This window comes from Pseudomonas persica, assembly GCF_900291015.1.
In the GTDB taxonomy this organism is placed as follows: Bacteria; Pseudomonadota; Gammaproteobacteria; order Pseudomonadales; family Pseudomonadaceae; genus Aquipseudomonas.
Map to the genome: position 1 here is coordinate 187509 of NZ_OLKL01000018.1, position 16427 is coordinate 203935.

A 16427-nucleotide genomic window follows, 5' to 3' on the forward strand; every position below is an offset into this window, starting at 1 on the left:
CTGCACTGGCCTCTTCGCGGCTAAAGCCGCTCCCACAGGTACATCACAGGTCTCAAGTACGGTGACGGACCTGTGGGAGCGGCTTTAGCCGCGAAGAGGCCAGTACAGGCATCCCTCTATCTATATCGACACACCGGCCCGCAACTGCACCCCCACTTGCCCGGAAGTCATTGATTTAAATAAATTTCTACAAAGGAGTTGACGCCCGTACGAACCATCCATAGAATGCGCGCCACTTGCAGCGTAAAGCGCTTAGCGAAACGCAGCAGGGAGTGAAAGCAGGCAGTAAATGCCAGCAGCGTGTCCCCTTCGTCTAGTGGCCTAGGACACCGCCCTTTCACGGCGGTAACAGGGGTTCGAGTCCCCTAGGGGACGCCAAATTGCGGGAATAGCTCAGTTGGTAGAGCACGACCTTGCCAAGGTCGGGGTCGCGAGTTCGAGTCTCGTTTCCCGCTCCAGTTTCTCCGGCAACGCTTAACGGCGGGGCAGGAAAAGAAAATCCAGGCTGAATCGTGAGGTTCTGTTCTGGTGCACTGAAAAGTGTTGTGTGTCCCCTTCGTCTAGTGGCCTAGGACACCGCCCTTTCACGGCGGTAACAGGGGTTCGAGTCCCCTAGGGGACGCCAAATGCGGGAATAGCTCAGTTGGTAGAGCACGACCTTGCCAAGGTCGGGGTCGCGAGTTCGAGTCTCGTTTCCCGCTNTGCGGGAATAGCTCAGTTGGTAGAGCACGACCTTGCCAAGGTCGGGGTCGCGAGTTCGAGTCTCGTTTCCCGCTCCAGTTTGAATACTGTGGCGTCTATGCGGTGCAGTGGTGGTGAAGGTCTTCATGGCACTTCACGCCGATAGCGGTAAAAAGCTTCAAAATGCGGGAATAGCTCAGTTGGTAGAGCACGACCTTGCCAAGGTCGGGGTCGCGAGTTCGAGTCTCGTTTCCCGCTCCAAACATGTAACGCAGAAAGGAACCTTCGGGTTCCTTTCTGCGTTTTTGCATGGCTGATTTTCCGGCGATGCCTGCGCGAACACCGCTGCGCAGGCATTGCAGTACTCAGCGATAACTGATGGTGAAGTCGAGCGCGCCTTTGGCCAGGCCAGGCGTAACCCGGTCGTCGGTCTGGTAGAAATGTGCACGGTAGGGCAGGCGGGTGAGAGGGAGTTCGAGCTTTTTGTTGCTCGAGACGTGTTCCTGCAGGGGGACAGGAACACCCAGGTCATCGGTTATCTGAATGCCGATGCCTTTCGCCGTCGAACCATTGCCCAGGCTGAACAGGCCCAGCTTCGGGTCGAGCGCCACCGAGCCGTCGGTACCTGTCAGGTAGATGTAGGCGGTGGCGGTGCTTGCTGCGGGGTCGTCCTCGCAGTCACTCAAAGTGATATGGAAGGGCATGCTGGTTGTGGTGCTGCCCTTTCTCGGGAAGTCCGCCACTGTGTGGCTGCCCAGGTCCACTGGGTCGGCACTGACGGCATCGCTTTTCAGCGTGCACTGTGCCTGGTGCAGATTGCCGCTTGCCCGCAGGCGAAAGGCGTCAGGTACACCCGTGGTGCTGCCATGGGCCAGTTCTTCATCCAGCAGGATCGGCCCCGCCGCGATGGGGCCCGTCTTGAACAGCGTGACCGTCATGTTTATCGGGCCGATAAACAGGGGGGTGATCATGGTGGTCTTGTTGGTGCCGTGGTAAGGCACGGTATTGTCGCTGCCGGTCGATACGAAATTGTTGTTGGCTTGGGCGGCGAACGGCCAACCCATCTCGATCACCGCGCCAACCCCTGCGATCCGTGTTCTGATGACCCTGTTGGCGAAGCGCCCATTGCCCAGCCGCATAGGCAGGTTGTGGACGAATGGTGCGGTCTTATCGATGCGTGCTTCCAGCACTATATCATTGGAGTTGGTGCATTGGATGCGGGTGGATGCTGGGTCCAGCAGCGCGCCAAAGGTTTGGGAGGCGAATGGTTCACCGTCTGGCAGATCCCTTGGCACCCATACATTGGTGAAATCTGCTGTGAACAGCGCGGGGCCAGTACCGTTCTGGGTGACGCAGCCTGATGCGGCATAGGCGGCTTGCAGGGGAATGAAAGGCAGGCTGGCGAACAGCAAGGCCGTTCGCAGGCGCGGGCGAGTGAAGGTTTTCATTGGTTGTTCCTGTCGGCGAGGGCTTGGCAGCGCAAGGTCTGCAGGCGGTAGCCTTGTTCAAGCGGCAAGGTGGCTGGTGTGATGTCGAAGCTGCATTGCTGCTCATTGCCTGCGGTCCACCTGGCCAGTAGTTGCTGGTTCTCAAGGTGGGTGGCCACCAGTGCCTGGCCGCCTTGGCCGACCACCGCCAGTTCCTGGCCTTGGGCATCGCTGACCTGTGCGCCGAACGGCAAGGGGCGGCCGTCTGCCTGCAACAGGGTCAGCACCAGGCGGTTGACCCGGCGCGCCTCGAATTCCGCCAGTACTACGGCGCCGCGGCGTGGCACCACCTGCGTGGCGCCGTTGTCGATTTCGATTTCCGGGTCGAGCTGGTCCAGTTGCAGCACCACGGGGTTGGCCCGGTACGGGCGCATGTAAGGTGCCAGGATATAGCCGTCGCGGTTGGTTCTACCCTGTTGTGCCTGGTTGACCCCTATCCCGGCGATATCTGGCACATGCACCACGGCGTTGGTTTCGCCTATGAACGGTGCCAGCAGCATGCCGCCGCCATGGGCCAGCAGGGCGCCGTTGGCGCTCAGCGACAGGCTGCGGTAGTCGGAGGCTTCGCTGTAGCCCATGCCGTAGTTGGCGTGGCGGCCCTGGTAGGCCAGCGACAGGCTGCCACTTTGCTGGGCGTCGTTGGCCAGTGTGGCCCGGTAGTTCAGGCGCCGCTCGTCGAAGTGGCCGCTGAGGCTGGCGCGTTCGCTGTATTTGCCTGCGCTGTGTTGCAGGTCGAACGTGGCGCTGGAGGCATGGGCGAAGTCCAGGGGCAGGGTGATGCCCAGGCCGATGATGCGGTCGTTGCTGCGCGAAGAAGAGAGTGATTGCGAGGCAAACAGGTTGAGGCTGATGTTGTGCGGCAATTGCGTGTTGTATTGCAGCTGATATTGGCGCCGTTGCAGGCTGCTGTGCCAGTAGTCGTCCTGGGACAGGGTGAGGCTGAGCGAGCCAGCATTGCCGAAGTGCTGGTACACCGACGCCTCCACCCGGCTGCGGCGGTTGCCCAGGTACAGGCTGGAGGCGTTGCGCTGCAGGACGGCCTCGTCGTAGTCGCGGTAGCCGACGGTGGAATAGCGGTAACCGGCAAAGCGCAAGTTGGTACCGCTGTCGAAGGCCTTGCCGTAGCGGGCCGAGAGGCTGTTGCCCTTCACTTCCCCCTGCGCCGGGCCAAGGTCGGTGGTGGCTTGCGTGACGTCCAGCGACAATGCGTCGAGTACCCCGAAGTCCCGCGCCAGGCCCAGGGTGGCGGCGCGGTAGTAGTCGCCACCGAGTATGCCGGTGTACAGCGTGCTGTCCCAGCCGATGCCCCGGGCCAGCGCAGCTTGCCACAGCGCTGGTGTGTCGGCCTGAGCGGCGCCGTGGTAGCGGCCCAGGGCCAGGTCGTAGCGCCACATGCCGGCGCGCATCAGGTTGCTGAGGGTCGAGTAAGGCTGGATGAAGCGGCGCACCTGGCCATCGGCCTCGGTCAGCACCACTTCCAGTTCGCCACTGCTGGTGCCAACGGCCAGGTCATCGATTTCGTACGGGCCGGGGGCGACGAAGGTGGAGTAGAGCGGGTAACCGTTCTGCAGTACCTCCAGCTTGGCGTAGGTTTGCGCCACTCCGCGCAACACGGGGGCGTAGTTCTGCAGGGTGTCGGGCAGCATCCCGGTGTCGGAGGCCAGCTTCACGCCCTTGAACGGCAAGCTGCGAAAAACCTCACCCTGGGTGAAGGTTTCGCCGACGGTGAGGGTGCCCCAGCGCGCCGGCAGGTCGCGCTGGGCGTAGGTATTGCTGCGTGTCCAGCGCAGCTCGCCTTGCTGGTTCTCGCGCAGGGCCTGCTGGCTGCGCAGGCGCCAGCCGTACAGGTTGATGCCGCTGTTCAGGTACAGGTCCTGGCTATTGCGGCTGCCGCTGCCACGCCGGTTGCTGTGCTGGGCCGAGGCCTGGTAATTGACGAAAGCGGCATTGATGCCTTCGTCCCAGTGGCTTTCGGCGATGGCGCCGCTGGTGTCGCGGCGCAGGTAGGACTGCGGTATCGACAGGTTCAGGCGCAGCTTGCCGGTATCCAGGTCGGCACTGGCGCCAGCCAGCTGTGTGGCAAGGTCGATGCAGTTGCCTTCGTTGCCGGGTTGGCTAACGGCCAGGTGCTGTTCCCGCACGCCGACCTCTTCCAGCAGTTCGGCGTTCAGGCAGGGCACCAGGGCATGGCCGTCGCTGCTCTCGTTGAGCATGATCTCCCGTTTACCCTGCGGGCTGAGGTTGACGTACAACTCCAGGGTGTAGCGGCCAGCGGCGAGGGGCCGGTGTTCGGCCAGGGCGCGCAGGGCGAGGGCGCCGGCATCGGCGGGTTGGCCCGGGCTTTGGCGGATGAAGCCGGGGTCGAACTGCAGATCGGGCGGGGCGGCCACGGCGTGCAGGCTCAGCAGGCTGGCGCCGAGCGCGGGGAGGGGCAGAAAGCGCAGGCGTGACAGCGCCTGCCGGCGTTTGTGGGGCTTGAGCATGACGGATGCCTGGGTTGGACGGTGGAGCACGGCGGTTAGGCGGTGGCAAGCGAGGCGTGTTTGGCTAGGGCGAGGCGGTCGCTTGGTGGGGAGGGAGGATAAGGAGAAAGATGGGGGAGGGCTGTAGGGTTAGTCTGGGGAAATAAGGGATAAATCGGCGGGGTTGTGGCCAGATTGACGAGAAAATGAAGTAATTAAGAAAGGCGGTGATGCAGATAAAATCTGCATCACCGAATTAGTTGCTACTCGACTGGTCCTAAAGTTTCTCAAAAACAGCGCTGGCTTCACGATAGTTTGGGAAGGTTTTCGTCTTCCAGCCTGCTTCTGGACTATATATGGTTATTGTTTTGCCCTCTATTTTATATGAGCGACCGCTAGGCGGGGCGGGTCGGTTTTGAGTGTCAATATTATCCCATCCCTCATAATTAAAAGTAGGGGCTGGTGTTTCATTGTAGTCTGGTGGCGGAATTTCGGGGGATTTAGATTGCGAACTGCTTTGCAGACTCGTACGACGAGAACTCTGATTGAGCTCACCGATGTCTTGATCCTGCATGGTTGAATCGACAGGATCCGTTTGTGCGGACTTGCTGTGTGTACTGTTGCGCCGCAGGGTTTCGCTATCACCATCCCCACCACCGTTCGCCGCAGTAAGCCTTTCTTTCCTGGCCGCCTTCGCCTTATTCATGCCGCCTTTGACCATCCCTGCCGTCAATGCCAATGTACCGGCAAGCGACAGTGACAAGGATGCGATGCCAAGTTTCTTTTTCTTTTCCGGGTCTTTGACGAACTCGGCGGCAACCTGCGTCGCCGCAGATGCGAGCGTCGCGGTTACACCTACCGCCAGCACGCCAATGACCAGCGGGGTGGCGGCACCCGCCGTGATCACGGCAAAGCCGACGGTCAGCGCCACGTTCATCACCAGCACGCCAATGTTCAGCCAGAATTCAGCACCGCGTTTCTGCTTCTCTTTCTTCGGATCATCGTTCGAACCCCAGCCGCGGCTGTAATGCCCGGTGGGGTCCTGCCACATCACCGGGTTGCCCAGGCAGTACACGTAAGGGTTGATACCCGCCACTTCAGGGGCCATGTTGTCCGGGCTGTGGAAGCGCATCAGGCCCGGATTGTAGGCGCGGTAACCACGCCCCAGCAGGTACCAGCCCAGCGCCTGCTCGCGTGCTTCGGCATTGAACCCCAGCAGGCCCAGCAGCTTGCCTTCCTGCAGTTCGCCATAGGCACTGTAGGCCGCTTCATGCACCTCGTCATTGGCCGCGCATTCGGCGATTACACTGTTGTTGTTGCTGGCCATGTACAGGCGTGTTTCGTTGCCTTTGCCCGACTGTTGCAGCCCGAGCGGTACCTCGCCGCCATACAGGTACTCGGTAAGCACGCCGTCGCGCAGGGTACTGCTGACGCGATAACCCTCGTAGCGCCGTTGCTCCTCGCCCTGCGCGCCGTGGCGCACGCCCAGCAGCTGCCCGTGGCCGTCATAGCGGAAGCTGGCCAGGACCTTGCCATCGGGGGCCGTTGCGCTGGCCAGCTGGCCGCTATCCTCGTCGTACACCAGGCTGTTGCCCTGTTCGTCCTTCAGCATGTTGCCGTCGGCGTCGTAATCGTCCTTGGTGAACGTCACCAGTGCCGGGTAATCCGCTGTCAGCGTGTGGCTTACGCTTTTCAGCTGGAAGGGCGAATCTTCGAAGAACTCGTAGAAGGCTTCGTCGATCTCATCATCTGCGAACTCGGTCAGGCAGAAGTAGATGTTGTCGTAGTCATCAAATTCAAATGCCTGATTAATGATCGCACGGCCCTTGCTATTGGTCGGCAATACGCTGCCTTCACACCTGTGGTTGTACAGGCGATCGCGCTCATCGTATTCGAAGGTTTCCGTCAGTACCGGCTTACCGTCTTTGATCAGCGTGCGACGGTGCAGCATGTTATCGTCGCGCCACACTTGTTCGAGCGTGCGCTCATCGATAAGGGTTTCAAGCTCGCCCTTATCGGGGGTGGTTTCAACGTGGCTCAGTTTGAGGAGGCGCGAAGTTTCCCGGCCCCGATGGTCATAAACCTGCGTGCACAGCAGTTGCTGTTTGCGGGTGGCCGCGGCGCTGCTGGTGGTCAGTGTCGTATGCAACAGGCCTGCACTGTTGTAAGTGAACACTGCCCGCAGCGCGCCCTGAGTGATGGAACTCAGCCTGCCGAGGTCGTCATATTCATGGACCTTTCGGCTGTTGTCGCTGTCGTTGTTCTCCAGCAGGCGTCCTTGCAGCGAGGTGAGGAAATTACGCGTGTAGGTGTCGCCCGATTGTTTGTCTGCCCAGCTTTCACTGAGCAGGTAGCCCTGGTCGGTGTAGCTGTAGTTGCGTTTACCCTGCTCGTTTTCGGCTTCGGTAATGTCTGCCGAGGCCATGCTGTACTTGTACAGCGAAAGTTTCTGGTTTTTCCCTGCGGTAATACGTGTTGGCGAGGTGCCGACCGCCAGATCGTATTCATAGCTGAAGGTACGGCCAGATTTCATGACCCGTTTTTCCGGCAGCATCCGTGAGTCGACGTACTCCCGCGTTTCCTGATATGGGCCAATGGTCATCGAGACCATGCGGTCGATGTCGTCGAACTCGCGGTTGCATACCGCACGTCCTTCAGCGTCTGGCTGCGCATGCACCAGTATGCTGGTGGCCAGTTCATCGGTACTGTGCTGGGCGAACTTGCGGCTTAGCGCAGAGCGATCAGCGCGGTCGGTGCGTGTCATCCGCCCCCAGACGTCGTACTTGTAACCGGTGGTGCGCTTGTGTTCGGCACGGGCTGTTTGCTCGCCGCTTGTCGGTACACCGAAGGTATAGGTTTCTTCGACGCTACGCCCAAAGCCGTCATAGCGGTATGTGCGTGTCGATGCCGCGACGCCTTGCTCGTCCAGCATTTGCACGTGCTCGGGTTTGTCGAAGCGGTTGAAGGTGGTGACGCTCTGGTTTTTACGCACACCAGGTTGATCCGGGTGTTCCTCCCAGGAGGTGACGATATCCCCCTCGCTGCCGAACGGGGACTGTTCGGTGAATACGGTCACCTGGTCCGCGCGGACGGTGGCGTAACGGTTGCCCCAATTGTCGTATCGATGCTGGCTGGTCAAGGCCAGCGTGCGGTCGGGCAGGTGGTCGTAGGTCGTTTCTGTTTCCAATTGACCGAAGGCGTTGTACGCGGCCGAGTAGGTCTGATACGTCTGCTTTTGCCCGGTGCGCGAAGCCACCCCATCGCATACCCGCTCTTCCTTGATAGTGCGGTTGAGGCCGTCGAGCAACACGCGGCTGATCACGCCCTGGTTGTTTTCGGTTTCCTGGCAATTCTGCTCAGCCGACACCCTATAGCGGTAGTGGACTGTGGCGCGTCGTTCGGCATCGTCCGGCGCGGAGGTTTCGCTGGTCAGCCGATTGCTCGTGTCATAGCTGAAGCGCGTGACCATCTGGTGAATGTCGACGTTTTCCAGCACCTGGCCTGTCAGCGGATGCCGGCTTTGTTTCGACACCTTCCTGCTCAGGTTGTGCCCGGTGGTCGTTTGTGTCGTCTGCAGGACATCGCCGAATGCCTGGTGACGGTCGTGGCTGAACTTCCACTCAAGCGTGGTGGTGGTGTCGGCCAGCACTTTGCCCAGGTTCGTCCCGTCATGATCGCCATGTAACGTGGTTTCGCGTTTGCTCATGCGTCCATGCAAATGCGCATTGCCGGGGGTGTCGAGGTAGCTACGCTTGACCGTGCTGAGGGAGCGCAGGGCTTGTGGGTCGGAGGTGTCCGATAGTACTTCCTGCTCGATGGCCAGCCATGTCGAGGCGATTTTGCCGTGTTCGGGCAGGTCGGCACGGCCTTCCAGAATATCCAGCGCTTTATAGGTGAAATCCGTGCGCATCGGAATCGCCCCTTGGACAACCTTGGCAAGCGTACTCGGGTAGACTGTCTGGCTTTTCACCTGTTTCTTGAAGCCGTTAGGCTCGGCTGGGCATTTGCCGGCTTCGCCTTTGGCGTCGAAGTATTCCAGCACGGTGTACGAGCCGTCCGCTCTGACTTCCTTGGTGAGATTGCCGTCGGCGTCGTATTCGGTGGTGATGACTTCCGAGCGTCTTTTATTGGCATCATCCACCAGTTCCCAGGTAGTCGTGACCGTTCTGGCCATCAGGAAAATGGTCGGCTGCTTGTCGAAGGGGGCGCCCGGTTCGCCATGATAGTCCATTCGGGTTCGGGTCACTTCCTTGCCCTGAACGCGGGTTTCCATGGTGGTGCGGTGGAAACGGTCGTACTGGATCGTGACGATACGGTCGGCCTGGCCCGCACAACGTTGGGTAGTCGTGCACCAATAGCTGTAGCTTGGGTCGACGATGTTGTACAAATTGTCGCGGCCGTTGTTGCGCCAGGTAATGTCGCTGCCGTTGCCCATGTAGTTTTCAACGGAGTAGTCATAGTCCGTGCGCATTTCAGGCTGGCCGTGCCCAGGCAGAACGCGATGGCGCTTGACGCGTGGCAGTTTCTTGTCGGTGCCCGGCAATGCATGGCCAGGGTCACCGTCAACGCCATACTCCACGTGTTCTACCGCTCCTGTTGGCCAGATCACTCTGGTTATACAGGTTTGCCCATGCACGGTCTGGTAGTCGAACGCCCACTGGGTCTGGTCGGGCATGACGGCGTACTGCAGTTGCCGCCCCTTGAATGTGAACAAGTGGCTAGCCCGGACATCCTCGGCGTCCGGGTAGCGGGTGAACACGGTAGCGCCGCCGTATGTCACCTCCAGCAGCCGGCGGCCTTTGCCGGGGCCGTCGGGATGGCCGTCGCGTACGTCAGTCAAACAGAACCAGCCGGGCGCAATCGGGTTGCTGGCATACGTCAGCTCGATCCATTGCCCGCTCGGTGCGTAGATTCGCGTCGGCAAGGCCACACGCTGTCTGCCTTCGCCCATGCTTTCGAGCACTTCGACCACGCCGGTGCGGTGTACGACGCGGAAGCGACCGTCACCATCCTTGTGGAAATGAAAGGTATCGAGCTTCTTTTCGCTGATGCTGTCGATGCCATCCACGGTGAACTGTTCACCGGTGGAGAGTGACAGGGCGCCCCCGCCTTCAGGGTAGGCATGCTCGACAAAGCGGGAAAGGTTCAAGTCCCAGCCTTCGCCGTAACCGACATCGCCTGCACCTATTGAGTTGTAAGCGAGGACCAGCTCGAGATTGGGCCCTGTACCGCTATTGGCGACCAGTTCAGGGATTGCGATGCTCAGCCCATATTGCCCGGTACGTTCATCGACACGGTTTTTGACCGCGAAGTTGTTGGCGTTGGAGTACGCGGCCATGCTGCTCATGGGGTCACCTGTGATTTGGCGTCGATTGGGTAGTACAGCGTGCCGCAACGGTATCCGGTTGGGCCGTTTTCATCGGACTTGTGAGCGCGGCCGATCATGACTTCGCCAACGCCGCAGGTGAAATTGGAATCGGATTCTTTAACCCAGCCTTTCCACTCACCGGGTTCTACGATCATCCTGTTCTTCTTGTCATTATCTATTGTGTCTTTATAGAACTCGGCGCAGGTGTAGGTGGTATAGCCGTTCTCATCGCCCTCATGCTTTCGTCCGACCATGACGCTGTCGGTCGGGCAGGTGAAATAAATGGGGTCTACCTGATCTTTGTTGTAGGTCACGGCTTCTGTGCAGTTTTTATCCGGTGGATCCTCATGCTCACCATTGGGTTTACGCCTGCCGCATTCAGAAATTTTTGCGGAGGTGAAGCTTTGTTTCATCAGGATTGCTTCTGTGCCGTTGCCTTTGACTTGGGTGCAGGTGTATGCGGTGTGGGCATTTTCGTCGCCCTTATGATAGCGGTGAGTTATGACGTAGTTGTCACTGCACTTGAAATCGCTATCGTTTTCTACCACGGTGTAGGATTGGGTTTTTCCTAGCGCTACGGCTTTTAATTCTGGTACTTCATCGTCATCCGAAATTTTTATTTCAAGGCAACTGAGTTTGCGCGTGATGCGCCCCGCGCCATTGCTGGTTTTTTCGGCCAGTTTGAACCCGACCGGCTTTTCACCATTGGCATTTGTGTAGTCCAGGTATTTGCCGGTTTGGAATTCGACCAGTCGGTCGATGCCGATTTCTGGAAGTTGTGACGGATTGCGGGTGGTTTCCAGCCTGATGACAAAGCTCTTGTTATCTTCCGGGTCATCCTGCGTGTAGAACTTACCGTCCAGTGTCGTGTTGCATAACCAGTCGTCGGTCAGCAGAATTTCTGCGGCCGACGGAATATCCTGCATGAGGATTTCAGAGGGTTGCATGTCATAGCAGTTCCCCTGGCCGATACCGCCTCTATCGGCCAGGGAAAGTTTCAGTGTCTTGCCGGCTCCGGCAGGGGGAATGTCCACGCTGCAGCGACGTTCCCCATAGTCGCCTATGGGCGCTGAGACCAGCGTAATGGTTCCGGCGTTGGCATGGGGTGCAGGCAAGCCAAAAAATATAAGTGTAAAAACCGGGAGCAATATTTTCGTTGAGGCGAGGCGGGGCAGGCTTCGCCTTGGCGTATGGGTCATGGTCGAATTCCTTCGGTTTGAAGAAGTTGCTGAGGCAGCCCGCACGTGTTCGCAAGAGTGGGCTGGGTGTGCTCAGGCTAAAACACAAGACTAGGGTTGGCACCTGGCAGAAATGACAGGTACAGCGCTGGAGCCGCATGGCTGCGTATTACCTCGGGACGCCTCGACCTAGTATTTCTGCCAGTAGTGGAAATGAGCCGGCAGGCGTAAAACTTCATTCCGGAACGCTTGATACGGAGTGACAGCAATGAATTCGAAGGCTGATAACAGCCCCATCGCCAGCCCGGAGAAGAGCCCACACTCAAGTAACCCAAAGCCAGTTATCGAGGGGTTGACTCAAGAGCTTGAGGTTGATGTGGATGCATTGGGTGGCGCCAATCTCAGAGTTTTTATTCGAGGGGCAAAACTGCAACCTGGTGACGTAGTGCTTAGCAATTGGCGAGGCCTGGATGCAGAGGGGGTTGCATTTGATCTGGTAGGGGATGGTACACCGGTAATCGACCCGGCTAACGTGATTGTAGAGCTAGACAATAAACAGGTGAGCGCTGCCCACGGCGGGTATGCGTTCTTGTCTTATCAAGTCAATAGTGCTGCAGGCGACGAGTCGCTGCGGCAGTTCTGCTATGTAGGTTTGCGTTCTGCCAGCCGTCTGCCAGTGGTGCAGGTATTGCAGTCACATGGTCTGGAAATCGTCAAGGCAGAGGTACAGCAGCATGTCAAGGTGGTGACGGCAGCTTATCAAGCCATTCAGGAAGGTGACAAGGTTGAGCTGACGGTGCGGCGCTTCAGAAGCAGTGGTAGCGAGTTATCTCCGTTCGTAACGCAATTGATCAGCCAGCAAAAGTTTGAGGGAGAACCGCTCGAATGGCAAATCCCCAAGGCCCAATTGAATACTGTCGATGCAGGCGGGTACCTGCAAGTTAGTTACAAGATAAAACTCAAGGACGGCATAGAGCTCGAGCCCTCGCGGACCCAGAAGTTCATGATCCGTGACGTTATCGACACGGGGACACTACTGCCAGCCCCTCGTGTGGAAAATGGCGGTAGTGACGAGATTGACCCTGGCAATTATGCCAATGGCCTGCCTGTCGTCATTGATGCCTATCCGCAGCGTGCTGTAGGTGATTACATGATGCTGGCCTGGGTGTTGGCGTCGGGTGAGACGCATGTACAAGTTTTCCGTCTGGACCAAAGCAGTCTGGTGGCAAAGCAGTTCGTCCTGCGCATTGAGCATAAATGGTTAGTTGCCAGTTTGGGTGCGGTGCAGGTGTTTTACCAGTATGGCCGTGAAGGTCGCTCGCTGACCTCAAAAGTATTGTCGCTGAACGTTACCAGGCCGCGCGTAACCCCCCCCATGCCCACAGTCAGGGGCAGTCAGCAGGCGACGGAGGCAGATGAGTTCAATATCGACGCCTACGATATCAGGAGAAGTGGTGCATACGTCATCATTCCCGCCGAAGCTGACCTTCGCGACGGTGAGCACTTTGAAGTGCATTGGTACGGCGAGCCGAACGCTGGCCGGGTAGTCATTGGTACCCCGGATGGGGAAGGCCCGCGGGTATTCAACGTACCGGCCGATTATGTCGCGGCCAATATGGGCACTACACCGTCGAAGCGATTTGAAGTGTTTTACCGGATCGTTCACAGCAACACAGGCGATTACTGGGACAGCAAGTCGGTGAAGCTGCTGGTGTCACCCTTGGAAGAACATAGATATACACGCATTGACTGCCCGGAAGCAGCGGCTACAGGAGAATTGGCCTTAGTACCAGGTGGTGCAACGCTGACGTTGGCGCGCTGGGTTTTCATAACTGAAAACCAGCCGTTGAGTATTCACATGTCCGGTGTGGCGTCGGATGGCGAACAGCTGATGGAAACGTTGCGGGACAGCGTGCCGGTTAGCAAGGCGGAGGTCGAGGCAGGGGTAAGCGAAGTACTTTCCTACGCAGTACTGGACAAGTTGAAGTCAGGTGAAAAGTTCTCTGTCTGGGCCAGTGCCAGTTTTGACGGAGCTCAATGGTGGGGTTTTCCAAAGTTGGATCTGGTACTCAGGAAGTGAAAGTCAGCACTATTCCTGGGCGAACTCAGGACGATTTTTCGAGTGCATGGCAAGCCTCGGCATGCACCCGGCGCCAAGTCATCAGCAAGATTGGGGTTAATACCTTTTTCCGACGCCAATCAATATGTGGCACTTAATTTAACCATTCAATCGAGGGTTTGGTCATGACAGACCTTACTAAAGAACAAATCCTGAAGCGCTTGGCCTCTGGCACTGTCAGGAGGGACTGGAGCGCCATTGGCGCGCTGGCGCGAAGCCACATCAACCTGTTGCTTCGTGACCAGTTCCTGCAGGGGTACACCGAGCAATCGTTCATCGCGCCCATGAGCAGCCAGTTCGACCTGGATGAAGGTGGCGAATTGCGTGGCGAATTCCGCAACCTGGTGTTTGGGCCGCCACAGCTTTCATTCGAAGAGGCAACGTTGCTTTCGGCGGTCACGACGGTGCGCATGAATATTCTTTCAGGTGATTATGTGCAGCATGCCTACCTGCCAGGTAGCCCTCCGATTATGCTGCGCGCCGATAGTCTGGACGAGGCCATGGGGTCTGCGGTCAGTGCGCAAGTCGAACTGAAGTTGCAGCAGAGCGAGAGCGGGCAGTATACCCAGTTGGTACTGGCGCTTTCCGACGCCAACCCGAATACGCTGGAGTGTGAGCTCGGTACAACCCCCTACGCTTCGAGCCAGATTGGCAAGGCGGTATTCAGCCATTGGCTTGAGCAACCCGGCTATCGTCAGGTTTATATCCTGGCCCAGTTCGATCGTGAAGACTACGCGTCGATGTCGCCCATGGGCATCAAGGTATTGACCCAGATGGCGCCTTGGGCGGGCAAGACCAACAAGGCGTTCAAGGACAGGGCGGCCAGCGAAGGCGATGGTGCCGTGGTCTTGCTGATGCAGACACGCTCGCATTTGCTGCCTGGCACGCTGCCACAACCAGGTCAGGATTTTCCTTTCCTGCTTCCTGGTACGGCGGCAGCAGGAACCGAGTACTCATGCACTTTGTTGCTTGACCCAGTCAACGAGGGGAAACGCGCCGAGCCATTGACCCAAGTGTTGAGGCCGGTGCGTATGCCCAATGCACATCGCTACACGTACAGTGACGGCGACAAGTTCATACCGGCCGATGTGGTCGGTTTTGGTCACATCTCGCCCACTGAACGTACCTGTCGGGTCGAGCCAGGTATCGAGCGTACCGTGGCGAAAGCAACCCTGCCGTTCAAGCTCCAAGGCGGCACGCCCGTCAAGGCGTGGACAACTACAAACCTCAAGAACACTGCTGCCAGCGGCACCATCACTGCTGCAGGTGTGTATTCGTCTCGCGATGCGGACGCGTTCACGGCGGATAGCCAGATCTCCTTGGTGACGGGGCACTATGCCGATGGCAGTGGCGGCGAGCAGCAACGTGCTGCGCTGGTGATCGAGCATGTGCGGCCGGTACAGATTACCCCACGGGTAATGACCACTGGCGCCAATGGCGTGCCGATCGAGCTTTCCGCCTCGAGCGTGGATGGCGGTACCCTGCGCTGGGAAAAGGTCAATACGCCAACGCTTCGTACTTCGCGAGGGCCGGAGCGGGCCACCAACCCTGAGAAACGCGATCTTGCCGGGGCTTACGCGGGCGATCTGGGAGAACTCAAGGATCTGGGCAATGGGCAGGCCAGGTTTACCCCGGCAGTCATCGGCGAGGGTAAACCTGAAATCCTGTTGCAGGTCATTCGGGTCACGGACACCCGCTCACACGCATTTGCAGAGGCGACAGTCGTGATCGTGACCTGGCCGCAACGTTTTTTTGTCGAACCGTTTTATGTATCGGACTACAAGCCGAACAGTACGGTGCCGTTCAGCGTCAAGGGCATACCGTCTGGCCTGACATGGCATTTGTTTGGCGAGGGCGAAATAGGCCAGGACGGGCTCTATACCCCACCCCTGGCAGCCAAATCGCCTGTTACTGTGGTCATGGCTGATTGGAATGACATGGATAGCGGCTACGCAATCATCGAGCACCGCCCGGTCGTACAGGCCCGCCCGGCGATCAGTGGCTGGGATGATCTTAGCGTTTTCAGCATCGAACTGCTTAGCCCTGGCGTGTGTTTCGCCAACGGTATGCAACAAATTGAAGTGCTGATAACCATCAAGACAAAAATTAATGGGGCGGGGGTTTCGCCGCCGATCAGCGACACAGAACTGGCCAGCCTCAAGTTGTTCAATACTGAAGGCGGAAAGGTGATCGAGTTCGTCCCTGCCGGTGAAGAAGGGTTGGAACCTGATGACCCATCGAAGCCCGGAACCTGGGCAGTGCACAAAGACCGTAATCGGGTAGGCACACGGGCAGGGGCCACGCAGGGTGAAACGTTGGCCATGGACGCCAGTACTCGAACCAGGCATTTGTTCTTGTTGACCAACAGTGTCGGTACCCTGTTCGTGGGGGCTCAGTTCACGGGTGACGATAATGTTCCTTACAAGTCCACTAGCTATAATGATGGTACTTCGAAAGTAAGGGTCGCCAGTGAGGCGCCGCCAGTTAAATACACTGAGGATGCCTATACATTCAAGCGTATCCCGGTCAAGGGTTGGGAAGGCGAGAACACCGAAGATTTCGACAAGACCGATGACACCACCGACTATTGGATACTGGCGGGGGCGAAGAGCGATGAATTCAAGACGCTGAGTTTTCTCAGGCTGAAATTTGAAGACGACAGCAAGGTATCGATGATCCGTTGGGAGTCCAATCAGCGCAAAGAAAAGTATTGCAGTTTCACCAGCTTTGCGTTCACCCCATTGAAACCCGCGGTTATGCACGCTTTCCACAGTGCCGAAAACCCGGAAGATCCGGAAAAGTACCTGGTACATGACGGGCTGTTGCAAGCTTTGGTCAAGGCTCAGGTCGCCGACCCTGACTTCCTGGATACTGAGCTGGTTGAGAACGCCAGGCCTGGGCGGGGCGATGTGTGTTTTGCTCTCCATCGGGTATCGAACCTGCCGCTCATTTATGACAGTGAGCAAGACGAAGACAAGAAATGGCGGGCACCACTGGAAAGGCCATTATTGTTCCGTCTGATGGATCAATTCGGCAATTGGCATCGGCTCAAGGTTGATTTCCACCTTGCCAGTGGGGTGAAGGGGAGCCGCGACAAGCTGTCTTTCTCGGTCCGTTAATATTGGTATTCTT

At 58.2% G+C, this 16427-nt stretch carries 6 protein-coding genes and 6 tRNA genes; 8 read left to right on the forward strand and 4 right to left on the reverse strand.

What is annotated here, in order from left to right; translation table 11 throughout:
- Positions 1-302: 302 nt before the first annotated feature.
- From FQ664_RS09715 to FQ664_RS09740, 6 genes are all read left to right on the forward strand, one after another.
- A tRNA-Glu gene (locus FQ664_RS09715) sits at positions 303-378 on the forward strand.
- Between the two features lie 4 nt (positions 379-382).
- A tRNA-Gly gene (locus FQ664_RS09720) sits at positions 383-458 on the forward strand.
- A gap of 91 nt (positions 459-549) precedes the next feature.
- Positions 550-625: transfer RNA gene (locus FQ664_RS09725), tRNA-Glu, on the forward strand.
- 3 nt (positions 626-628) lie between these two features.
- Positions 629-701: transfer RNA gene (locus FQ664_RS09730), tRNA-Gly, on the forward strand.
- 2 nt (positions 702-703) lie between these two features.
- Positions 704-779: transfer RNA gene (locus tag FQ664_RS09735), tRNA-Gly, on the forward strand.
- An 87-nt stretch (positions 780-866) separates the two neighbouring features.
- Positions 867-942: transfer RNA gene (locus tag FQ664_RS09740), tRNA-Gly, on the forward strand.
- A gap of 104 nt (positions 943-1046) precedes the next feature.
- On the opposite strand, the gene FQ664_RS09745 is transcribed toward FQ664_RS09740, so the two are convergent.
- From FQ664_RS09745 to FQ664_RS09760, 4 genes are all read right to left on the reverse strand, one after another.
- Positions 1047-2129, reverse strand: a complete 1083-nt coding sequence (locus FQ664_RS09745) for a fimbrial protein (RefSeq protein WP_144171738.1) — start codon at positions 2127-2129, stop codon at positions 1047-1049.
- On the reverse strand, positions 2126-4651 hold the full coding sequence (locus FQ664_RS09750) for a fimbria/pilus outer membrane usher protein (protein WP_144171739.1): 2526 nt from the start codon (positions 4649-4651) through the stop codon (positions 2126-2128). Before FQ664_RS09750 ends, FQ664_RS09745 begins: the two co-directional genes overlap by 4 nt.
- 256 nt (positions 4652-4907) lie before the next feature.
- Positions 4908-9977 carry an RHS repeat-associated core domain-containing protein gene (locus FQ664_RS09755; protein WP_144171740.1) on the reverse strand — a complete coding sequence of 1690 codons (5070 nt, stop codon included), beginning with the start codon at positions 9975-9977 and terminating at the stop codon, positions 4908-4910.
- A complete protein-coding gene (locus tag FQ664_RS09760) occupies positions 9974-11197 on the reverse strand; it encodes a hypothetical protein (protein WP_144171741.1) in 1224 nt (407 codons plus the stop codon). Before FQ664_RS09760 ends, FQ664_RS09755 begins: the two co-directional genes overlap by 4 nt.
- 247 nt (positions 11198-11444) lie before the next feature.
- On the opposite strand from FQ664_RS09760, the gene FQ664_RS09765 reads away from it, so the two are divergent.
- Both FQ664_RS09765 and FQ664_RS09770 read left to right on the forward strand, forming a co-directional pair.
- Positions 11445-13256 (forward strand): hypothetical protein, encoded by a 1812-nt coding sequence (locus tag FQ664_RS09765; protein ID WP_144171742.1) that lies wholly within the window; start codon positions 11445-11447, stop codon positions 13254-13256.
- 164 nt (positions 13257-13420) lie between these two features.
- Positions 13421-16414, forward strand: coding sequence for a hypothetical protein (locus tag FQ664_RS09770; RefSeq protein ID WP_144171743.1), 2994 nt, complete (start codon positions 13421-13423; stop codon positions 16412-16414).
- Positions 16415-16427 lie beyond the last annotated feature (13 nt).